This window comes from Saccharopolyspora mangrovi, assembly GCF_035320975.1.
In the GTDB taxonomy this organism is placed as follows: domain Bacteria; phylum Actinomycetota; class Actinomycetes; order Mycobacteriales; family Pseudonocardiaceae; genus Saccharopolyspora; species Saccharopolyspora mangrovi.
Map to the genome: position 1 here is coordinate 74219 of NZ_JAWLNX010000028.1, position 21969 is coordinate 96187.

General features: G+C 71.0%; 19 protein-coding genes. 9 read left to right on the plus strand and 10 right to left on the minus strand.

Annotation, left to right across the window (positions count from 1 at the left end; all coding sequences use genetic code 11):
* Nucleotides 1-23: 23 nt before the first annotated feature.
* Nucleotides 24-872: an alpha/beta fold hydrolase gene (locus R4I43_RS29010; protein ID WP_324268883.1), complete on the minus strand. Its 849-nt coding sequence runs from the start codon at nt 870-872 to the stop codon at nt 24-26.
* A gap of 138 nt (nt 873-1010) precedes the next feature.
* Between R4I43_RS29010 and R4I43_RS29015 the strand changes: the two genes are divergently transcribed.
* A complete protein-coding gene (locus R4I43_RS29015) occupies nt 1011-1919 on the plus strand; it encodes a helix-turn-helix domain-containing protein (protein WP_324268884.1) in 909 nt (302 codons plus the stop codon).
* Between the two features lie 189 nt (nt 1920-2108).
* Here the strand turns inward: R4I43_RS29015 and lexA are convergent, their stop codons facing one another.
* Nucleotides 2109-2768, minus strand: a complete 660-nt coding sequence (lexA, locus tag R4I43_RS29020) for a transcriptional repressor LexA (RefSeq protein ID WP_324268885.1) — start codon at nt 2766-2768, stop codon at nt 2109-2111.
* Between the two features lie 96 nt (nt 2769-2864).
* On the opposite strand from lexA, the gene R4I43_RS29025 reads away from it, so the two are divergent.
* Nucleotides 2865-3599, plus strand: a complete 735-nt coding sequence (locus R4I43_RS29025) for a glucose 1-dehydrogenase (protein WP_324268886.1) — start codon at nt 2865-2867, stop codon at nt 3597-3599.
* A gap of 1 nt (nt 3600) precedes the next feature.
* On the opposite strand, the gene R4I43_RS29030 is transcribed toward R4I43_RS29025, so the two are convergent.
* From R4I43_RS29030 to R4I43_RS29055, 6 genes are all read right to left on the minus strand, one after another.
* Nucleotides 3601-4671: an NAD(P)H-dependent amine dehydrogenase family protein gene (locus tag R4I43_RS29030; protein WP_324268887.1), complete on the minus strand. Its 1071-nt coding sequence runs from the start codon at nt 4669-4671 to the stop codon at nt 3601-3603.
* Nucleotides 4672-4749: 78 nt separating this feature from the next.
* Entirely contained in the window at nt 4750-6234 is a 1485-nt protein-coding gene (locus R4I43_RS29035; protein ID WP_324268888.1) for a hypothetical protein, read from the minus strand.
* A 172-nt stretch (nt 6235-6406) separates the two neighbouring features.
* A complete protein-coding gene (locus R4I43_RS29040; RefSeq protein WP_324268889.1) occupies nt 6407-7579 on the minus strand; it encodes an ROK family transcriptional regulator in 1173 nt (390 codons plus the stop codon).
* Nucleotides 7563-8429: a carbohydrate ABC transporter permease gene (locus R4I43_RS29045; protein WP_324268890.1), complete on the minus strand. Its 867-nt coding sequence runs from the start codon at nt 8427-8429 to the stop codon at nt 7563-7565. Before R4I43_RS29045 ends, R4I43_RS29040 begins: the two co-directional genes overlap by 17 nt.
* On the minus strand, nt 8429-9385 hold the full coding sequence (locus tag R4I43_RS29050) for a carbohydrate ABC transporter permease (protein ID WP_324268891.1): 957 nt from the start codon (nt 9383-9385) through the stop codon (nt 8429-8431). The genes R4I43_RS29045 and R4I43_RS29050 overlap by 1 nt, the downstream gene beginning before the upstream one ends.
* Before the next feature lie 12 nt (nt 9386-9397).
* Nucleotides 9398-10777: an ABC transporter substrate-binding protein gene (locus R4I43_RS29055; protein ID WP_324268902.1), complete on the minus strand. Its 1380-nt coding sequence runs from the start codon at nt 10775-10777 to the stop codon at nt 9398-9400.
* A gap of 116 nt (nt 10778-10893) precedes the next feature.
* Between R4I43_RS29055 and R4I43_RS29060 the strand changes: the two genes are divergently transcribed.
* The 3 genes from R4I43_RS29060 to R4I43_RS29070 are packed head-to-tail and all read left to right on the plus strand — an operon-like array spanning nt 10894 to nt 13972.
* Nucleotides 10894-11919, plus strand: a complete 1026-nt coding sequence (locus R4I43_RS29060; protein ID WP_324268892.1) for a zinc-binding dehydrogenase — start codon at nt 10894-10896, stop codon at nt 11917-11919.
* Complete coding sequence (locus R4I43_RS29065) at nt 11916-12710, plus strand: sugar phosphate isomerase/epimerase family protein (protein ID WP_324268893.1); 795 nt, start codon at nt 11916-11918, stop codon at nt 12708-12710. The genes R4I43_RS29060 and R4I43_RS29065 overlap by 4 nt, the downstream gene beginning before the upstream one ends.
* On the plus strand, nt 12707-13972 hold the full coding sequence (locus tag R4I43_RS29070; RefSeq protein WP_324268894.1) for an MGH1-like glycoside hydrolase domain-containing protein: 1266 nt from the start codon (nt 12707-12709) through the stop codon (nt 13970-13972). Before R4I43_RS29065 ends, R4I43_RS29070 begins: the two co-directional genes overlap by 4 nt.
* 79 nt (nt 13973-14051) lie before the next feature.
* Here the strand turns inward: R4I43_RS29070 and R4I43_RS29075 are convergent, their stop codons facing one another.
* Both R4I43_RS29075 and R4I43_RS29080 read right to left on the minus strand, forming a co-directional pair.
* On the minus strand, nt 14052-14972 hold the full coding sequence (locus tag R4I43_RS29075; protein WP_324268895.1) for a hypothetical protein: 921 nt from the start codon (nt 14970-14972) through the stop codon (nt 14052-14054).
* A gap of 206 nt (nt 14973-15178) precedes the next feature.
* Nucleotides 15179-16048: a LysR substrate-binding domain-containing protein gene (locus R4I43_RS29080; RefSeq protein WP_324268896.1), complete on the minus strand. Its 870-nt coding sequence runs from the start codon at nt 16046-16048 to the stop codon at nt 15179-15181.
* A gap of 102 nt (nt 16049-16150) precedes the next feature.
* Here R4I43_RS29080 and kdgD point away from each other — a divergent pair, with 102 nt between their 5' ends.
* From kdgD to R4I43_RS29100, 4 genes are all read left to right on the plus strand, one after another.
* A complete protein-coding gene (kdgD, locus tag R4I43_RS29085) occupies nt 16151-17071 on the plus strand; it encodes a 5-dehydro-4-deoxyglucarate dehydratase (protein ID WP_324268903.1) in 921 nt (306 codons plus the stop codon).
* A gap of 2 nt (nt 17072-17073) precedes the next feature.
* On the plus strand, nt 17074-18654 hold the full coding sequence (locus R4I43_RS29090; protein ID WP_324268897.1) for an aldehyde dehydrogenase (NADP(+)): 1581 nt from the start codon (nt 17074-17076) through the stop codon (nt 18652-18654).
* Between the two features lie 17 nt (nt 18655-18671).
* Nucleotides 18672-19997 (plus strand): enolase C-terminal domain-like protein, encoded by a 1326-nt coding sequence (locus R4I43_RS29095; RefSeq protein ID WP_324268898.1) that lies wholly within the window; start codon nt 18672-18674, stop codon nt 19995-19997.
* A 105-nt stretch (nt 19998-20102) separates the two neighbouring features.
* Entirely contained in the window at nt 20103-21563 is a 1461-nt protein-coding gene (locus tag R4I43_RS29100; RefSeq protein ID WP_324268899.1) for a GntP family permease, read from the plus strand.
* The last annotated feature ends 406 nt before the right edge of the window (nt 21564-21969 follow it).

Consider the following 21969-nt stretch of genomic DNA (forward strand, 5'->3'; position numbering starts at 1 on the left):
TTACTCGGTACCACACTGTTTCGTTACTCCACTGTGGACTTCTTCACAAGAAACGCCGACACGGCCTCTGCTTGCCTCACCACCGAGTGGCCGACCCCCGGCAGCACGCGCACCGTCGCGCCGGGCGCTTTCCGGAGCCTTCGGGCGGTTTCAGCGGTGTCGAACATCGCGTCGCGCTCCCCCGCGATCGCCAGCACCGGCATCGGCAACCCGGCCAGCTGCACGTCGGTGAACACCGGCAGCCGCTCGGTCCGCGGCCGGAACTCGCGGTAGATCTCGGTGAGGTAGTCGAGGAACGCCTCGTCGGTCAGCCCGGCGACCTTGACCACCGAGCGCCGCCGCCCCCACCGACCGAGCATCCGCAGCAGGATCACCGGCAGCAGCCAGCCGTACTTCTGACCGCCGATGCCCGCCGGGCACAGCAGGACGAGCCGCCCCACCCGGGACGGGCGCCGCACGGCGAGGTCGAGGGCGACCCACGCGCCCAGCGAGGCGCCGACGACGGCGGGTGCCCGCAGGCCGAGGTGGTCGAAGACCTCGTCGAGCCAGCGCGCGTGCGCGTCGGAGTCCAGCGCCGGGCGGACCTGGGCGCTCAGCCCCGGCTCACCGGGCAGGTCGAGCGCGAGCACGCGGTGGTGGCGCGACCACTCCGGGACCTCCGCCCGCCACATCGCCGTGTTGGTGCCCGAGCCGTGCAGCAGCACCAGCGGCGGACCGTCCTGCGGTCCGGACTCCAGCACGAACGCCTGCCCGAGCGAGGTCTCGACGGTTCGCCGCGTCGCGGGCACCGGCCAGTCGTCGAGCAGTTCCCGGTAGGTCCGCAGGATCGCGAGCCTGCCCCGCTCGGACTTGTACATCGACCCCTCGCTCACGCAACCCTCCTCAAAATTCCGCATCATTACCTATGATGCGCCATCATAGGTTTGTTTAGGGAATGTTCAAGCGGATCTGCGGAATTCTTGCAAAATGGGCTTGAGTCTCCAGCCGGTGGAAGGTTGAAGGTGGATCCCGTGAGCGAGAAACCCGAGCTGTTCACCATCGGTGAGCTGGCGCAGCGGACCGGACTGGCGGTGCGCACGATCCGCTTCTGGTCCGACAGCGACGTGGTGACGCCCAGCGGGCGTTCCGCGGGCGGCTACCGGCTCTACGACGCCGAAGCCGTCGCGCGCCTGGACCTGGTCCGCACGCTGCGGGAACTGGGGCTGGACCTGACGTCGGTGCGGCAGGTGCTGGGCAGCCAGGCGTCCGTTCAGGACGTCGCCGAGGCGCACCTGCGCGCACTCGACGCCGAACTGCGCACGCTGCACGTCAGGCGCGCGGTGCTGCGGTGGATCGCTCGACGTGGCACCACTACCGAGGAGATGAGAACGATGCACGAAGTGGCCAAGATGTCGGCCGACGAGCGCCAGCGCATCATCGACGACTTCGTCCAGCGCACCTTCGAAGGGATCGACGAGGACGCGCCGGGCGCGGAGATCGCCAAGGGGATGCGCTCGATGCCGGCCCAGCTCCCCGCCGACCCGTCCACCGAGCAGGTGGACGCGTGGGTCGAGCTCGCCGAGCTGGTCAGCGACGAGGACTTCCAGCGGCGCTGCCGCGACATGGCGATCACCGGCGCGCAGGGGATCGACCAGCCCGGCGGCTACTCGCCGGAGAAGACGATGGAGCACGCGGCCACCGCGCTGCGCGAGGGGATCATCCCGGAATCGGCCCGGGGCAAGGAGGTCCTGGACCGCATCGTCGACCCGGAGCTGAGCTCGGCGGAACGCCTGTCGCTGGCCGACTCGGTGGAGCGGTTCACCGACCGCCGGGTCGAGCGCTACTGGCAGCTGCTGGGCGTGCTCAACGGCTGGCCCGCCTTCGAGCCGCACGTCCCCAACTTCGAGTGGCTCATCGCAGCCCTCCGCGCCCACGCCTGAGCCCCGAAACCGGACTGCCCCTGCGGCCGGGTGCCGGGCGTCGGAACTTCGCGCGAAATTCGACGCCGGAAGTTCGGACTCGAATTTCGCGCGAAATTCGACTTCGGAAGTTCAGGCTCGAATTTCGCGCGAAATTCGAAGGTCGCGGCGCTTCGCTGGCGCGGAGGACGGGGGGTCCGCTCGTGCGGGTCAGACGTTGCGGAGGACGGAGACCACGGTTCCGAGGATGACGGCGTTGTCGCCGTCGATGACGTCGTAGTCCGGGTTTCGCGGTTCGAGGTAGACGTGGCCGTTGCGGCGGCGGAAGACCTTGACCGTGGCCTCGTCGTCGAGCATCGCGGCGACGATCTGCCCGGAGTGCGCCTCGGGCTGCTGGCGCACGACCACGATGTCGCCGTCGCAGATCGCGGCGTCGACCATCGAGTCGCCGCGCACGCGCAGCCCGAAGACGTTGCCGCGCCCGGTGAGTTCGCGCGGCAACGTCAGCACGTCGTCGACGTGCTCCTGCGCTGCGATGGGCGTTCCGGCCGCGATGTCGCCGACGACCGGCACCGGCACGGACTGGTCCTCGGTGGGCCGGGACTGCCCGTCCTGCAGGAAGATCCGCACGTCGATGGGCCGGGAGAGGGTTTCGCTGCGCCGCAGGAAGCCCTTCTCCTCCAGGCTCGCCAGGTGCCGCGACACCGAGGAGGCCGAGCGCAGTCCGACCGCATCGCCGATCTGCCGGGTGCTCGGCGCGTAGCCGTGCTTGAGGACCCAGTCCCGGATGGTGGCCAGGATGCGCTGCTGGCGCTCCGGCAGGACCGAGGTGTCCAGGTGCTCGAGGTCGAGATCGTCGAATGCGGTCATCCGGACCATCGTAGTGGTCCCCTCGGCGGGATGATCTAACTGGTCAGGAGCCTCGATATTGAAACATGTTCTACCGCTAGGGTAGCGTCAGCGGGCATGGGACGCGTGGACGGCAAGGTAGCCATCATTTCCGGTGGCGCCCGGGGCATGGGCGCCGCGCACGCTCGGGCGCTGGTCGCCGAGGGCGGGAAGGTCGTCATCGGCGACATCCTCGACGAGCAGGGCCAGGCGCTCGCCGACGAGATCGGCGACGCAGCGCGGTACGCGCACCTCGACGTGACGCGGCCGGAGGACTGGAAGCAGGCCGCGGACCTCGCCGTCGGCGAGTTCGGCCTGCTCAACGTCCTGGTCAACAACGCCGGGATCGTCAACGGCAGCACCATCGAGAACTTCGACCTGGCGCGCTGGCAGCAGATCCTGGACGTCAACCTCACCGGCACCTTCCTCGGCATCCAGGCCGCGGTGGAGCCGATGAAGGCGGCCGGCGGCGGCTCGATCATGAACATCTCGTCGGTCGAGGGGTTGCGCGGGAGCCCGTGGGCGCACGGCTACGTCGCCACCAAGTGGGGCGTGCGGGGGCTGGCGAAGTCGGCGGCGCTGGAGCTCGCGCCGCACAAGATCCGGGTGAACTCCATCCACCCCGGCATGATCCGCACGCCGATGACCGAGAACCTGCCCGAGGACATGGTGAAGACCCCGCTGGGACGAGCCGCCGACCCCGGGGAGGTGGCGACGTTCGTGGTTTTCCTGGCCAGCGACGAGTCGTCGTTCGCCACCGGCTCGGAGTTCGTCGTCGACGGCGGGCTCGTCGCCGACGTCCCGCACGAGTGAGCTAGGCGAACCGGCCCTTGCCGGTGCCCAGCGGCATGTCGAGCGTGGTGCGGATGCCGGGTTCGGCGGCCACGACCGCCGGGATGGCGTTCACGATCCGGCCCGCCGCGGCGACGATGGCGGCGTGGTTGTGGTCGCCCTTCCGGCTGGTCGGGCAGATGTCGACGGCGTAGGAAGGCTCGCCGGTGATCTCGACCCGGTAGGAGCCGCCGGGCTGGGCCGGTCGCGCCCAGTCCGGCCGCAGGTCGTCGCGCAGCCGGGTCACGTGCTCGACGACGATCGCGGGCCGTCCCGCCACGACGCCGGTGATCTCGAAGCGGACCGCGGCGGTGCCGCCCCGCGGGATGTGACCGGCGGCGACGTCGAAGGCCTCCGGTGCGGGTTCGCGCTCGACGTGCTCGGTGATCTCGTCGACCTCGACGCCGAAACCGGCCGCCAGCTGCCGGATCGCCGTTCCCCACGCCATGCCAAGCACGCCCGGCTGGTAGAGCATCGGCGTCTCGTCCTCGGGCTTGCCGAAGCCCATGACGTCGAACATGACCTCGGCGCCGTCGTAGGTGGCGTAGTCGGCGATCTCCAGGCACCGCACCTGCTCGATGCGCTGGCAGGTGCCCGCCAGCGCGAACGGGATCAGGTCGTTGGCGAACCCCGGATCGACGCCGGTGATGAACAGGCTCGCGCCACCGTCCCGCGCGGCCTGCTCGACCCCGTCGATCATCTGCTGCGGGAACACCTGCCACGGGTACTGCAGCGTCACCGGGGACGATCCGACGACGTTGATGCCCGCGCCGAGCAGCCGCTGGACGTCGGCGACCGCTTCCACCAGCCGAGTGTCACCCATCGCGCAGTACACGGCGCAGTCCGGTCCCGCTGCGACGATCTCGTCGAGGTCACCGGTGGCGGTGATGCCGGTCGCGCCGTCGAGCCCGGCGAGCTCACCGGCGTCCCGCCCGACCTTGGCCGGGCTGGAGACCCAGACCCCGGTCAACTCGCACTCCGCGGCGCCGAGCAGGCCCGCGAGCGCCAGTCTTCCGACGTTGCCGGTGCCGATGTGCGCCACCCGGATCCCCACTGCGACCGCCTCCTCGCGGATCGACGTCCGCGTCGGAGGCTACCCGCCCGAGCCGAATTTCTGAAACATGTTCCAGCATCATCGCGACGCCGGTTCGAGAACCAGGTGGGACGGTGGGTGGGTCGTCGAGGAGATCGTCCAGAACGGATCTCCCGGGCCCATCACCCTGCGCAGGACGAAGTCGACCGGGCGGGGTTCGGTCGGCACGAAGTGGCGGTAGTTGAACTCGAAGAGGTTCCTCGACAGCGGGCCCGCCTGCTCGAGCCGATCGGCCAGGCTCCTGGCCACGTGGCCGCGATCGGAGAACTGGTCGACGATCGCGCAGTCGCAGAAGTAGGCCAGCACTCCGATCTCGCCCGGCGAGGCCACGGCGCGGTCCCCCACGACCTGCTTCACGGCCCCTCCGATGCGCGCGTAGTCGGCGGTCGTGCCCCAGTTGGTCATGATCGGTGCCGCCTGCCACGGCAGGCCCCAGGCCAGCGCGAAGACCACCTGCGCGGCCAGCAGCGCCGCCCCGGCGGCCACCGGCAGGACCTGGACACGGCTCGCGACCAGCCCGCCCGCCGCGGTGAGCGTCATCGTCGTCGCGATCACCAGCGGTGCGTAGTACCAGTGGTAGGGCGGGACCTTCAGCAGGCTGTAGGCCACGTAGTGGGCGATGCCGCCGAGCCCCAGCAGCACCCACGGCCAGGCGCGTCGACCCCATCCGAGCTGCCGGGCCAGGATCATCCCGATCACGCACAGCACGCCGGCCACCGCGGGGACGGCCGCGAGGACCACCGGCACCGGTGCCACCTGGTGGAGGAGTTCGAATCCGGTCGCGACGTAGTAACCGCCCCAGTCCGCCCGCCACGTCTTGATCAGGAGCGTGTCCGGGATGAGCGACCCGAAGTGCAGCCAGCTGAACGCGTACCAGGGCGCGGCCACCGCGATCGCGCCGGTCAGCCACTTCCACCAACCGCGCCAGAGCGCGGGGCACCCGAGCAGCACGACCAGCGGGAACACCGCCAGGTCGACCCTGGTCAGCACGAGCAGCCCGGCGACCACGCCGAACAGCCACGCCCGACGCCCGGCGACGGCCATCAGCAGCGCTCCCAGGAGGGCCGCCGCGAGGGGCATTTCGAGCCCGACGGTGGACAGCAGCAGCGGGCTGGAGCCGATCAGGCCCGCACCGGCCACACCGACCCACGGCGGGATCCCGGTGTCCTGCGCCGCCCGCCGCAGGGTGAGCGCGAGGGCGACCATCGCGATCACGAAGACGGCTCCCGCCGCGCGGACGGGACTCCCCAGCACCAGCGTTCCCGCCGCCAGGAGCAGCACGTTCAGCGGGGAGGTCGCCGAGTTCGCCGGCATGCCGGGGATCATCGCCCAGTCGCCGTGGAAGGCGAGGCTGCGCGCGTAGGTCAGGGTGATGTAGGCGTCGTCGACCATCGCGTCGTGGACCAGCCAGAAGACCCCGGCCGACACCACCGCCACGCCTCCGGCCAGGACCGGGAGGCGTGATCGTCGTCGGGCCGGGGCTTCGTGCGAAATCGCTTCGTGTTCGGCCGTGGGGACCTGCACCCGATCACCTCGCGGGGAGCGCGCCGGTTCGTTCAGTTCCGGAGAACAAAGCTCGCAGATTTCGCCGCACGAGGTCACCTTTTCAGCGCCTGTTCACCAGAACCAACCCACAAGTGTTATCCACGAAGCCTTTTCGCATTCCATTGTGGATCTTCGACCTGCCGCTCGTGGATCACCCGGCCGCGAGCAGCACGTCCACGGAGGCCGGCGAGTAGACCGAGTCGATGATCATGGTGTGGACGCCGAGGATTCCGGCTCGGTCACCGAGCTCGGTGGTGGTGACCAGGAGGTTCCGGGTGGCCCTGGGCAAGGCCCGCTGGTAGAGGACTTCGCGGAGCCCGCTGACGAACTGGGCTTCGGCGAGGTCTCCGGCCAGCACCAGCACCTGCGGGTTGACCAGGCACACCACGGTGCTGAGGACTTCGCCGATGAGCTGCCCGGCTTCGCGGGCCAGCCGCACGGCCTCCGGTTGCCCCTCGCGGACCCGGGCGGCGAACTCGCGGCTGGAGGCCGTCGGCACACCGGCGGCGTCGAGCCTGCGGGCGAGCGCGGAGCCGCTGGCCAGCGCGGCGAGGCAGCCGGTCGAGCCGCACATGCACTGCGCCTGCGAGGCGTCGCCCACCCGGACGTGGCCGAGGTCGCCCGCTCCCCCGTCGACGCCGCGGTAGACCTCACCGCCGAGCACCATGCCCGCACCGATCCCGGTGGCGACCTTGACCAGCACCAGCGAGGTGCTGTCCGGGAAGCGCGCCGTGCGCTCGCCGATGGCCATCACGTTGGCGTCGTTGTCCACCAGCACCGGCACGTCCCAGCGCGCGCGCAGGTTCTCCGCGATCGGGTAGCCGTCCCAGCCGGGCATGATCGGCGGCTGGCGCACCACGCCCGCGTCGAACTCGACCGGCCCGGGAACGCCGAGCCCGATGCCGCGCACCTCTTCCGGCGAACGCCCGGCCTGGTCCAGCAGGTCGCGGAAGCGCCGATCGGCCCAGTTCAGGACGTCTTCCGGGCCGTCGGCGATGTCGATCTCCTCGACCTCTTCGGCCAGGGCGCGACCGGCGAGGTCGAACACGGCGGTGCGGGCGTGGGTGGCGCCGAAGTCGGCGGCCAGCACCACGCCGTGCTCGTGGTTGAAGTCCAGCCGCACCGGCGGCCGACCCCCGGTGGAGGAGTCGACGCCGGTCGGGCGCAGGAACCCGCGCGAGAGCAGCGCGTCGAGGCGTTGCCCGACGGTGGACCGGGACAGACCGGTGACCTGCTGCAACTCCGCGCGCGTGCGGGCGCGTCCGGTTCGCACCAGCCACAGCAGGTGGCCGGCGCTGGTCAGGTCCTCAGCCCTTGTCGGCACCGCTGGTGAGCCCTTCGGTCAGCATTCGTTCCGCTGCGTAGAACAGCACGACGATCGGAATCGTCAGCACCACCGATCCTGCCATGAGCACCGTCTTGGGCACCTCGATGCCGCTTGAGAGCTGCGCCAGGCCCAGCGACACCGTCCAGCCGTCGCGGTCCTCGACCAGGAACAGCAGCGCGAACAGGAACTCGTTCCAGGCGATCATGAACACGTACAGGCCGTTGGCCAGCAGCGCGGGCGCGGCCAGCGGCATCGTCACCCGCCACATCGTCTGCCAGCGCGAGCAGCCGTCGATGGCGGCGGCCTCCTCGATGGCGTCCGGGATGGTCAACAGGTAGTTGCGCAGCATGTAGATCGACACCGGCACGGTCTGGGCGATGTAGACGATGGCCAGGCCCAGCAGCGAACCGCGCAGCCCGAGGCGGGTGAAGGCCACGAACAGCGGCACCGCCAGCAGGATCGCCGGGAACATGTAGACCGCCAGGAACAGGAAGTGCACCTGCCCGCGCCCGACGAACCGCAACCTGCTGACCGCGTAGGCGCCCGGGATGGTCACCACCAGGGTCAGCACGACCGTTCCCAGCGACACCAGCGCGGAGTTGGTCAGCAGCGTGAGCATGCCCTGGCCCTCGGCGTCCTCGGACCGCAGCACCTCGGCGTAGGTCTCGGTGGTCCACTCCGAGAAGCCCACCCACAGCGCTCCCGGGTCCTGCAGCAGCTGCTCGACGGGACGCACCGACAGCAGCAGCATGTAGTAGAACGGGAACAGCGTCGCCACCGCGAGCCCCGCGAGCACCACCCAGCGCAGCGCGCCGAAGAGCCTGTTCTCGAAACCGATCCGGGTCATCACGACTCCTTGCCGTCGGCCGCGGGGGCGAAGAACTTCAGGTAGACCGCCAGGAACACCAGCAGCACCCCCGCCAGCACCAGCGCCTGGGCGGAGGCGGCGCCGACGTCGAAGCGCGCGGTGAGGAAGTCGTAGACCCGCACGCTGGCCACGTCCGTGCCCGATCCACCGCCGGTGAGCAGGTAGACGTCGTCGAACTTGTTGAAGTTCATGACGAACCGCAGCATCGCCAGCAGCGCCAGGACGGGAGCCAGCTGCGGCCAGACGATGTGCCGGAACCGCTGCGTCGGCGCGGCACCGTCGACCACCGCGGCCTCCTCGAGGTCGCGCGGGATCGCCTGGATCCGGGCCAGCAGGAACAGGAACGCGAACGGGAAGTACCGCCATCCCTCGAAGACGATCACCGTCAGCAGCGCGACCGGGACCGGGATCTGCAGTCCCAGCAGCGAGAACGTGGTCTCGCGGTCGGTGAGGAACGCGATCGGCTCGTCCCAGCCCAGCAGCCGCATCCCCCAGTCGTTGACGATGCCGTACTGCGGGCTGAGCATCACCTCCCACACGAACGCCACCGCCACCACCGGCGCCACGTAGGGCAGCAGCATCGCGCCGCGCAGCAGGGCGCGTCCCCGGAACGGGCGCCGCAGCGCCAGGGCCGCGACCAGGCCGAGCCCGAGCGAGAGCAGCGTTCCGCCGACCGCGTAGACCACGGTGGTGCCCAGCGAGCTCCAGAAGCCCGGCGAGCCGAGCACGGTGGTGAAGTTGCGCAGCGTGTAGGCGTCGAACAGCCCTGCGCTCTGGATGTCGATGAGGCGGATGCGCTGGAAGGCCAGCACCACCGTCCACAGGATCGGCAGCACCACGACCGCCAGCACCACCAGCAGCGTGGGTGAGATCAGCAGCAGGCCGTCCCGGTTCTCGCGCTGCCGCAGCGTGCGCACCCGAGTCGTTGAAGTCATGGTCACGCCCCTCTAGTTCAGGGAGGTCTGGATGGCGCGGATCTCGTCGGCCGCCTCGGCGGCGGTCTCGGCCGGATCGCCTCCGTTGAGCATCGAGTTCACCGCGTGCGGGACGGGCATCTCGCCGAGGGTGGCGCCGACCAGCACGCCTTGGCGCTGCTCGAATCCCCAGCGGCGGAACCGGTCGGTGCCGGTGCGCAGGTCGGCGATCGTCTCCGGCGGGTAGATCTCGGTGAGCGGGCGCTTGAGGTCCACCCCGGCCGGTGCCTGCTGCCAGGCGCGGGTGAAGCGCTCGGGGTCCTGCGCGGTTCCCTTGCGGGCGGGCAGCTTGCCTTCCGGCGCCATGCCCAGCCAGTCCGGGTAGCCCTGGTCGAGCATGTACTCGACGAAGCGCTTGGCCCGCTCGCGCTGGGCGCCCACCGGCACCGTCCACGACGTCAGTTCGCCGTACTGGGCGGGTTCGGCGGCGTCCGGGCCCTTGATGGCGCTGACGATCCCGGTGTTGCGGGCCAGGAACGACGGGTCGGCCTGGCACTGCGGGCAGGCCGGCATCGCGTCGGCGCGCAGGCCGCCGAGCTCGTCGAGCAGGAACGTCGACCACGACAGCATCGCCGAGCGCCCGGCGAAGTAGGTGGCGCGGGTGGAGTCGATGTCCTGGGCCCCGGGCGGCGAGTACCGGGTGATGAGGTCGTGCACGAACCGGAAGGACTCGCGGCACTGCGGGCTGTCGAGCTCGACCCGGCCGGTGTCGCCAACGAGGCGGCAGTCGTTGGCGAGGGCGAAGGATTCGAAGGCCTGGCCGGTGGCGGTGTCGTTGGCGTGGGTGGCCATCGAGATGCCGGAGGTGCCGTCGCGGTTGAGCACCCGCGCGGCGTGCTCGATCTTCTCGTAGGTGTCGGGCACCGGCAGTCCGGCCTGCGCGAAGAGGTCCTTGCGGTAGGCCAGCACCTGCGCCCACGCGTCGGAGGGCACGGCCAGCCGGCGGTCGCCGTCGGCGGTGAGCTCCAGCGCGCGGCCGGAGAAGGTGGCAGGGCCGAGCGCGTCGAGGATCTCCTGGTTGGCGCGGGTGTCGAGGAGTTCGTTGCCGGCCATCTGCCAGGTCGCGCTCAGCGGCAGCGCGCCGATGACGTCGGGCATCGTCCCGGCCGCGGCCGAGGACATCACCATCTGGCTGAACTGGTTCTCGTCGACGGCGACCACGCGCACCGGGATCCCGGTCTCGGCGGTGAAGCGCTGCGTGATGGTCTCGGTCGCGCGCACCCGGTCGGTCTGGCTCTCCAGGCTCCACACGACCAGCGCGTCGTCCTCGGCAGGGGGCGCGCAGCCGGACAGCAGCGCGGTGCAGCTCATCACCGCCGCGAGGACGGCCGTCAGCCCGGACCTGGCCCGCATCACCAATCACGCTCCTTCGCGCGTTCGTCGCGGCGGACATCACACCATCTACTTATGCTTGCCGACAAGACATAAGTCTGTAAACTGCCCGACAAATCTCGGAGCGAGGAGGCTCAGTGCCACGGGTCGTGCAGTTCACCGGTGCCCGGCAGGTCGAAGTCACCGAAGTCCCCAGCGAACCCCTCGCGGCGGGCCAGGTTCGGGTCCGCACCCGGTACTCCGGCATCTCCGCCGGCACCGAACTGACCGCCTACCGCGGCACGAACCCGTACCTGACGCGGACCTGGGACGCCCAGCGGCGCCTGTTCACCACCGCCACCTCGGTCCCGTCGCAGCCGTATCCCGTTGTGGGGTGGGGCTATTCGGAGGTCGGCGAGATCGTCGAGGCCGACGACCCTGCGCGGGTCGGCGAGCAGGTGTGGGGAATCTGGGGGCATCGCAGCGAAGCCGTTCTCCCCGCGGAGAAGGTGCGCCCGATCCCCGCGGGCCTGGATCCGCTGGCCGCCGCGTTCGCGCGGGTCGGCGCGGTGGCGCTCAACGCCGTGCTGTCGGCCGACGTGCACCTGGGTGAGCGGGTGGCGGTGTTCGGGCAGGGCGTGATCGGGCTGCTGGCGACTCGGTTGTTGCGGTGCAGCGGAGCCGAGGTCGTCGCCGTCGACACCCTCGCCCAGCGCCGGGACAAGGCCGTCGAGTTCGGCGCCGCGCACGCCCTGGAGGGCGACGGAGCGGCCGAGCGTGTGCGCGAGCTCGGCGGCGCGGACGTGGCGATCGACCTCAGCGGCTCCTACCGCGCGCTGCACGAGGCGATCCGGACGGTGGTGGTCGGCGGGCGAGTGGTGGCCGCGGGCTTCTACCAGGACGAAGGCATCGGGCTGCGGCTCGGCGAGGAGTTCCACCACAACCGGATCGAGCTGGTCAGCTCGCAGATCGGTGGTGTGCCGCCGAAGCTGTCCGGGCGCTGGGACCAGGACCGGCTCAACGCGACGTTCCTGCGCCAGTGCGCCGACGGCGCGGTGGACCCGACCGCCCTGGTCACCCACCTGCTCGCGCCCTCGGAGGTCGAGCACGCCTACCGGCTGCTCGACGACGGCGCGCCCGACGTGCTGCAGATCGTCCTCGACTTCGGACAGGAGACAACGTGAAACTCGCCTGCCAGGAACAACTCCTGCCCGGCGACTCGCTGGAAGCCAAGTGGGAGTTCGCGCGCGAGAACGGGTTCGAGGCGATCGAGCTGCGCGGCCGCGGCGACTTCCACTTCCGCGAGCGGCTGCCGGAACTGCGCCGCGCCAGGGACAACGGTGTCGTGATGCCCACGGTGTGCGTCGAGATGCCGCACTTCTTCGCGGCTTTCGACGCCGACCTGCGGCGGGACGCGATCGAGCAGCTCAAGTCGCAGCTGTCGGTGATGGCCGAGATCGGCGGCCGCGGCGCGATGACCCCGGCGTCGTGGGGCATGTTCTCCCGGCGACTGCCCCCGTTCGAGCCGCCGCGCTCCCCGGAGGAGGACCGCGAGGTGCTGCTCGCGGGTCTGGCCGAGCTCGGCGAGCACGCGCGGGCCGAAGGCGTGGAGATCTACCTCGAACCGCTCAACCGCTACGAGGACCACATGGTCAACCGGCTGGACCAGGCGATCGACCTGGTCGACGCGGTCGGTCTGGACTCGGTCCGGGTGGTCGCCGACACCTACCACATGAACATCGAGGAGGACGGCCCCGTGACCGCGCTGCTGAACGCGGTGCCGCACCTGGGTCACGTGCAGGTCAGCGAGTCGAACCGGTTCCAGCCGGGCACCGGTCACCTCGACTGGTCGGCCCTGCTGGGCGCCCTGGCCGCCGGCGGTTACGACGGGTACCTGGCTGTCGAGTGCCGGTTGCGCGGCGAGCCCGCCGAGGCCGTCGCGTCGGTGCCGAAGTTCCTGCGGAGGCACGGATGAGCCTGCGCGACGAGGCCGTGAAGGTGCTGCTGGGCAACTGGCGCGGCCACAACACGATTCCGGCACCGGGGCTGTACCCGCACCAGTGGAGCTGGGATTCGGCGTTCATCGCGATCGGGCTCCGGCACCTCTCGCCGCTGCGCGCGCAGCAGGAGCTGGAGTCGCTGTTCGGCGCGCAGTGGGGCGACGGGCGGGTGCCGCACATCGTCTTCGACCCCGCGGCGCCCCGGGATGGCTACTTCCCCGGGCCGGACTTCTGGCGGTCCGAGCAGGTCAACGGGCCGGTGCACGCCGACACCTCGGGGATCGTGCAGCCCCCGGTGCACGCCTTGGCGGCGTGGGAGGTCTTCACCGCGGACCCGGAAACGGCGCGGCGGCGGGGTTTCCTGGAGCGGATCTACCCGAAACTGGTTTCCTGGCACGGCTATCTGCGCTGGTCGCGGGACCTCGGTGGTCGCGGCCTGGTGTCGATCGTGCACCCGTGGGAGTCGGGGATGGACAACAGCCCGTCCTGGGACGTCCCGCTGCAGCGGGTGGAACCCGTTCCGGCCGGTGAGTTCCGGCGTCGGGACCTCGAGCACGCCGACGCGTCCGAGCGGCCCACCGACCTCGACTACGGCCGCTACGTCCGGCTGGCCGCGACCTACCGCGACCACGGCTACGCCGACGGTCTCGACGTGCACGAGTTCGCCGTCGAGGACCCGCTGACCAACTCGCTGCTCGCGGTCTCCGAGGACGCGCTCGCCCGCATCGCCCGGGAACTCGGCGAATCCCCGCAGCCGCACGAAGAGGAGGTGGCGCGACTGCGCGACGCCCTGCCGCTGCTGCACACCGACGGGCTGTTCCACTCCTTCGACGTGCACGGTGGTTCGTTGATCCGGGGTGGCAGCGTCGCAGGACTGGTCCCGTTGGTGGTGCCCGGTCTGCCGCAGGCCCAGGAGCTCGTCGACACGGCCACCGGGCCCCGGTTCCGCGTCGACGAGCTCGGTCTTGTCCCCAGCTACGACCTCACCGACCCGTTGTTCGACCCGTCCCGCTACTGGCGCGGACCGGCCTGGTTCAACATCACCTGGCTGCTCCAGCGCGGTCTCACCGACCGCGGTGCCACCGACCTCGCCCGCACCCTGCGCGGAGGGATGCTCGAGGCGGCCACCCGCTCGGGCTTCCGCGAGTACGTCGACCCCCGAACCGCCGAGGGCAGAGGAGCCCACCACTTCAGCTGGACGGCAGCCGTGGTCCTCGACCTCCTCACCACGACCTGACGCCCACTCCCACCACCCACCCGGATGACCCTGCGCGATTTCAATGGAAATCGGACACCAGGGTTCCATTGAAATCGTGTCACCCGGGGTGGGTTGGTGGGGTGGCGATGGCGTGGACGGTGAGAGCTGCCGCTGCGGTGAGGGTGAGGGTTCCGGCGACCGCGAGGGCGGACGGGAGGGCGCTGTTGAGGAGGGGGTCGAGGACGATCGTGGTGGCGAAGGCGCCGTATCCCGCGGTTGCGAGGCGAACGGCGTTGGTGCGGAAGCGTTCTGGGCGTTCGGCGTAGCGGAGCAGCCACGCCAGTGCCGGTAGGACCAGGACTCCGTGCATGGTGGCCGCGTGGCCGGGTTTGAGGGCGGCCGAGAAGGCGAACGCTTGCGCGACGTCGCCTTGCACGCGGGTGAGGACCGCGCCCCTGGCCATCATGAGCACGCCGATGGCGAGGGCCACCATCAACGACAGGAATCCGACGCGCAGCGCCAGTCGCATGCTGGGCGGGACTTCCTCGTGATGCCGCAGGGTTTTCACCGTCGCCGCGGTGATCACGCCGACGATCGCGACCGCACCCGAAGCTGCCGCCACCGCGGCGACCGCGTCGACGGCCGTGGCGTCGGCGGGCGGGGTGAAGTGCGACGGAACGCGCCGCCACGCCTGCACCGTGATGCCCGCGACCTCCACCGCGCAGGCCGCGCCGAAGACCGCCAGCAGCCGCGACCGCGTCACCCCGCGCATCGGTACGAACGACAACACCCAGGTCAGCGTCGCCAGCGTCAGGCCGAAGGACAGCCCGAAGGTCGCTGGTTTGCGCCAGGACAGCGGACCCGTCCACGGCCCGCCGGTCACCATCAGCACGCCGAGGTGGACCAGGCCGCTCAGGACCAGCACCGCCGCCAGCTGGTAGCAGCCGCGTTCGACCGTCGAACCACCTCGGTAGGCCTCCGCCAGGTCGGTCGTCATCGTCCGCAGCACCCGGCTTCCGTGCATGATCGTCGTGTTCATCGCGCCTCCCGCATCTCCCCTGCGATGCTGCTCGCCGGCCGCAGCGGCGACATCCGTCGACGTGCGACTCACGACGTACGCGCCGACGCGTACCCGCCGAGTTCGGCCCGAACCGCTGGTCTGGAAGCGGTGGTGGCGCTCCGGCGTGGGCTCGCCTCACGTTCCGCCACCCGAACCGCCCAGCAGGGCAACGACCTCAACGGTTCTCAGAGCAGTTCCAGGAAGGTGTGCAGGACGGGGTTGTCGTTGCTGCCTCGCCACGCCAGGTGCAGCTCGACCGGGTCCGGGACCGGTAGCCGGACCGGCCGCAGCACCACGCCCTCGAACCGCAGCCGCGCCGCCGTGGAGGGCACCAGCGCGATGCCCAGCCCGACCTCGACCAGCGCCAGCACGGTGTGCACCTGGTCGGCGTGCTGCACGTAGGACGGGTGCACACCGGCCTCGCCGAACAGCCCCACCAGCAGGTCGTAGAAGTACCGGGCCGCGAAAGGCGAGTAGCCGACGACCTTCTCGCCGTGGAACGCCGACAGGTCGATCTCGTCCCGCTCGGTCAGCGGGTGCTCGACGGGCAACGCCGCCACCAGCGGCTCGGACCGCAGCGACCTCGATTCGAGGCCGGGCGGAGTGGGCGGGCGGACCAGGCCGAGGTCCAGGGCGTCGGCGGAGATGCGTTCCAGCTGGTCGCCGCTGACCAGCTCGTGCAGGACGACCTCCACGTGCGGCAGGTGCTGCCGGGCGGTGTTGATCAGCCCGCCGAGCACCCCGTACGCCGAGGTCGCGGTGAAGCCGAGCCGCAGCACTCCGGTGCGCCCGTCGGTCACCCGGCGCACCGATCTGGCGGCGTTCTCCGCGTCGTGCAGCAACCGGCGGGCGTCGGTCAGGAACGACCGACCGGCCGGGGTGAGCCGCACGGTCCGGCTGCTGCGGTCGATGAGCCGGACCTGCAGTTCGCGTTCGAGCTGCTGGATCTGGCGGCTCAGCGGGGGTTGGGTCATGTTCAGCCTGGTGGCGGCGCGGCCGAAGTGACCTTCTTCGGCGACCGCGACGAAGCCGGCGAGTTGGGTGATCGTGAACATCGATGCCGTCTCGGTATCAGTGGATGCTTAATCGGAGTTGGACGTGCATTGATGGACGACTCTAACGTCACCTTCGACCGAGCACCGGACCTGGAGGAAACGATGTCCCGCTTCTCGCCCGCCGAAGTCGCCGAACGGCTAGCCAGTGGGCTTCTCTCGTTCCCGGTGACGCACTTCCGCGACGACATGAGCTTCGACGAGGCCGCCTACCGGGACAACATCGGCTGGCTGTCGAGCTTCGGAGCGACCGGCCTGTTCGCGGCGGGCGGGACCGGCGAGTTCTTCTCGCTGACCAACGCCGAGGTGGAGGCCGTGGTCACCGCGGCCGCGCAGGAGGTGCCCGCGGACGTCCCGGTGATCGCACCCGCCGGCGGCGGCACCGCCACCGCCGTGGAGCTGACCCGCTCCGCCGAGCGCGCCGGCGCCGACGGCCTGCTGCTGCTGCCGCCGTACCTCACCGAGGCGCCGCAGCGGGGTCTGGTCGAGCACGTCCGCGCGGTGTGCGCGGCGACCGACCTCGGCGTGATCATCTACAGCCGCGCCAACGCCGTCTACGACGACGTGACGGTGGCGCGCCTGGCCGAGGAGTGCCCGAACCTGATCGGGTTCAAGGACGGCGTCGGCGATATCGAGAAGATGACCCGCATCCACTCCCGCGTCGGCGACCGCCTGACCTACGTGGGCGGGCTGCCGACCGCCGAGACGTTCGCGCTGCCCTACCTGGAGATGGGCGTGACGACCTACTCCTCGGCGATGTACAACTTCGTGCCCGAGTTCGCGGTGCGCTTCTACAACGCCGTCCGCGCGCGCGACAGGGCCGCTGTTCACCGGTACCTCAACGAGTTCGTGCTGCCCTACTGCGACATCCGCAACCGCAGCGCCGGTTACGCGGTCAGCATCGTCAAGGCGGGCATGCGCGCCATCGGCCGTCCGGCGGGCCCCGTGCGCTCGCCGCTGGTCGACCTCGACGAGACCGAGCTGACGATGCTGACCGAGCTGATCGAACGCGTCCCGGAGGCGTGAGCATGACCGAACCGACCGGACAGATGATCATCGCGGGCACGCCGGTGCCCGGTGCCGGGAAGACGATCCGCGCGATCGACCCGAGCACCGGCGCCGAGCTGGAACCGCCGTTCGGCTACGGCGACGCGGCCGACGTCGAGCGCGCGTGCACCGCCGCGGCCGAGGCGTTCGGCCCCTACCGGCGGCTGCCGATCGCCGAGCGCGCCGCGTTCCTGGAGCGCATCGCCGACAACATCGAGGAGCTGGGTGATGCGCTGGTCGAGCGCGCGCACGCCGAGTCGGGGCTGCCGGTGGCGCGGCTGACCGGCGAGCGCGGTCGCACGACCGGTCAGCTGCGGCTGTTCGCCCAGCTGCTGCGCGACGGCGACCACGACGTCCCGCGCATCGACCCGGCCCTGCCGGACCGCACCCCGCCGCGCCCGGACATCCGGCAGCGCCAGGTGCCGCTGGGCCCGGTGGCGGTGTTCGGTGCCAGCAACTTCCCGCTCGCGTTCTCCGTGGCCGGTGGCGACACCGCCTCGGCGCTGGCGGCCGGGTGCCCGGTGGTGGTCAAGGGCCACGACGCGCACCCCGGCACCTCGGAGCTGGTGGGCCGGGCGATCGCCGACGCGGTGACCGACCTGGGGCTTCCCGCCGGGACGTTCTCGCTGCTGTTCGGCCACGGCCCGGACCTGGGTACCCGGCTGGTGACCGACCCGCGGATCCAGGCGGTCGGGTTCACCGGCTCGCGCACCGGTGGTCTCGCGCTGGTGGCCGCCGCGCAGTCGCGGCCGCAGCCGATCCCGGTCTACGCGGAGATGAGCAGCACCAACCCGGTGTTCCTGCTGCCGGGTGCGCTGGCCGAGCGCGGCGCGCAGATCGCCACCGGCTTCGTGGGGTCGCTGACGCTGGGCGCGGGCCAGTTCTGCACCAACCCGGGCGTCGTGGTCGCCGCGGACGGGCCGGAGCTGCGCTCCTTCCTCGACACCGCCGCCGACGCGGTCGCCGAGCGCGAGGCGGGCACCATGCTCACCCCCGGCATCGCCCGCTCCTACGCCGAGGGCGTGCAGCGGTTGGCCGAGCACCCGCAGGTCGAGGTGCTGGCCCAGGGACCGGAGACCGACCTGCCGGTGGCGTGCCGACCGGCGCTGGTGGTCGCCGACGCCGAGGCGTTCACCGGCGACGACTCGCTGCAGCAGGAGGTGTTCGGTTCCTGCTCGATCGTGGTGCGCTGCCGCGACGCCGCGCAGGTCCGCGAGGCCGCCGAGTCGCTGGAGGGGCAGCTGACCGCCACCGTGCACGCGTCCGAGGCCGACCACGCCGAAGCCGCCGAGCTGCTGGACGTGCTCGAGCTCAAGGCGGGCCGGATCCTCTTCGACGGCTGGCCGACCGGCGTCGAGGTCGGGCACGCGATGGTCCACGGCGGACCGCATCCGTCCACTTCGGACTCGCGGACGACCTCGGTGGGAACGCTGGCGATCGAGCGGTTCCAGCGCCCGGTGGCCTACCAGGACGTTCCCGCCACGCTGCTGCCCAGCTCCCTCGCCGACGGCAACCCGGACGGCCTGCTGCGGCGGGTCGACGGCGAACCCGGCAGGCACTGAACACCCGGAGAACCAACATGACACCCGTGATCTCCCAGCTGCGCGTCATCCCGGTCGCCGGGCACGACAGCATGCTGCTCAACCTCAGCGGTGCGCACGCGCCGTTCTTCACCCGGAACCTGCTGGTGCTCACCGACTCCGAGGGGCGCACCGGGGTCGGCGAGGTGCCCGGCGGGGAGCCGATCCGCGCCACCCTGGAGGAGTCGGCGGAGCTGGTCGTCGGGCAGCCGGTGGCGCGGCTGCGTTCGGTGCTGCGCCAGGTGCACGCCCGCTTCGCCGACCGCGACGCGGGCGGGCGCGGCGCGCAGACCTTCGACCTGCGGGTCACCGTGCACGCGGTGACCGCGATCGAGTCGGCGATGCTGGACCTGCTCGGCAAGCACCTCGGTGTGCCGGTGGCCGAACTGCTCGGCGACGGCCAGCAGCGCTCGGAAGTCCCGGTGCTGGGCTACCTGTTCTTCGTCGGCGACCGCACCAAGACCGACCTTCCCTACCTGGCCCCGGAGGACGGCGCCGACGCCTGGTCGCGGCTGCGCCACGAGGAGGCCCTGACCCCGGAGTCGGTCGTGCGGCTGGCCGAGGCGGCCCGCGAGCGCTACGGGTTCCGCGACTTCAAGCTCAAGGGCGGCGTGCTGCCCGCGCGGCAGGAGGCCGAGGCGGTCACCGCGCTGGCCGAGCGGTTCGGCGACGCGCGGATCACGTTGGACCCCAACGGCGGCTGGTTGCTGTCCGAAGCGATCGAGATCGGTCGCGGCCTGCGCGACGTGCTCGCCTACGCCGAGGACCCGTGCGGTGGCGAAGGCGGCTACTCGGGCCGGGAGACGATGGCCGAGTTCCGCCGCGCGACCGGTCTTCCCACCGCGACCAACATGATCGCCACCGACTGGCGTCAGCTGGGCCACGCGGTGCGGGCCGGTGCCGTGGACATCCCGCTGGCCGACCCGCACTTCTGGACCATGAGCGGTTCGGTTCGGGTGGCGCAGTTCTGCCACGACTGGGGCCTGACGTGGGGTTCGCACTCCAACAACCACTTCGACGTCTCGCTGGCGATGTTCACCCACGTCGCCGCCGCAGCGCCGGGTGAGATCACCGCGATCGACACGCACTGGATCTGGCAGGACGGTCAGGGGCTGACCCGCGACCCGCTGCGGATCTCCGACGGCCTGCTGCCGGTTCCTACCGCGCCGGGCCTGGGAGTGGAGCTCGACGAGGAACGCGTCGCCGCCGCCCACGAGCTCTACCTCGAGCACGGGCTCGGTTCCCGCGACGACGCGGCGGCCATGCAGTACCTGATCCCCGGCTGGACCTTCGACCCCAAACGCCCGGCCCTCGACCGGAACTGACCCGCAACCGCCGCCCGGGCGACCGACCCGCCGGAGGCGAGAAACGCAGTTCTCGCCCCTGGCGGTCGATCATCCGGCCAGCGCGCCCCGAAGAGGATGGCAATGATGCCGACCAGATCTGTGGACTTCTCGGCCGCGATCGCGTTAGCCGCTGACGAGGCACCGGAAACCGTGTGGACCCTGCCGCCGTGGGCGCTGCTGCTGCTCGTGGTCGGCGGGATCGCGCTGCTCCTGCTGCTGGTGATCAAGGCGAAGCTGCACGCCTTCGTCGCCTTGCTGGTGGTCAGCGTCGTGGTGGCGGCCGCGGCCGGCATCAGCCCCACCGAGATCCCGAGCCTGCTCGAGGACGGGATGGGCGAAACCCTCGGTGAGATCGCGATCATCGTGGCGCTGGGCGCCATGCTCGGGCGCCTCATCCAGGAATCCGGCGCCGCGGAGGTGCTGTCCGGACGTTTGCTGGCGGCCTTCGGCGAGCGGCGGGCGCCCCTGGCGGTCGGGTTGACCGCGCTGATCTTCGGCATCCCGGTGTTCTTCGACGTCGGGTTCATCATCCTGCTGCCGCTGATCTACTCGGTGGCGCAGCGCTCCGGTCGTTCGGTGATCAGCATCGCGCTGCCCGCCGTCGGCGGACTGGCGATCATGCACGCGGTGTTGCCGCCGCACCCTGGCCCGGTGGCCGCGGCCGGTCTGCTGGGCGCGAACCTCGGCTGGGTGACGATCATGGGCCTGATCTGCGGGCTCCCGGCGTGGTTCATCGGCGCGTACCTCTTCGGCACGCGCGTCGGCGACCGGCTGGGCACCCCGGTTCCCGCCCAGCTGCTCGGCGAGGCCCAAGAGCAGGCCGGTTCCGGCGGGAGCTCCGGTGGTGCCGGCGTGGCGACCAAGGCCCCGCCGTCGCTGGGGGTGACGGTGGGCGTGATCCTGCTGCCGGTCGTGCTCATCATGCTCAACACCTTCTCCGAGGTCGTGCTCCCGGAGGGCGCGGTGCGCGAGGTGCTGACGTTCATCGGCGCACCGGTGATCGCGCTGACCATCGCGACGCTGCTGTCGTTCTGGGTGCTGGGCCTGCGCGGCGGGTTCTCGATGGAGCGCATCGAGAAGGCCGCGTCGGCGTCGCTGGGACCGGTGGCGCTGGTGCTGCTGGTGACCGGTGCGGGCGGCGTGTTCGGCGCGGTCCTGGAAGCCACCGGTGCCGGCGAGGCGCTGGCCGACCTGCTCGGCGCGACTTCGCTGCCGGTGGTGGTGCTGGCGTTCCTGATTGCCACCGCGCTGCGCGTGGCGCTGGGTTCCAAGACGGTCGCGATCGTCACCACCGCTCCCATCGTGGCGCCGCTGATCCACCAGCTGGGCCTGTCCCAGCCGGAGATCGCCCTGGTCGTGGTCGCGGTCGCCGCGGGCGGCACGGTCCTGTCCCACGTCAACGACTCGGGCTTCTGGCTGTTCAACCGCTACATGGACATCGACATCCGGACCACCCTGAAGAGCTGGACCCTGATGGAGACGTTCATGGGCGGCACGGCCTTCCTCATCGCCGCGGCCCTCAGCGGCGTCCTCGCCCTCTCCTAATGGGATCTACCGGGTCGGCTGATCGGGCAGACTCGGTGCCTGGTAGCCGCTGGTGAGTGAGCACTCTCCTCTCCTGGGCCTTGGAGTCCTGGGGTCAGATCGTGCCCTCACTGGTGGTCAGGGGTCTTGATCGCTGATGGGATGTCGTGCCCGCCGGGTGTTGGCGTGAGCACTTGTCCATTAGGTCGCTGACCGGCTCCTGCAGGCTGCCGGAAGGTGCTGTCGGCCATGGAGGTTGGGGTGCTGTTCGTCGGAGATGACTGGGCTGAGGATCACCACGTGGAGGTCCAGGACGAGCAGGGCCGGGTGCTGAAACGGGCCCGGCTGCCCGAGGGGATGGCCGGAATGTCCCGTTTCCATGAGCTGGTCGGCCGGTTCGTGCCCGAGGACGCGCAGCCGTCTGAGG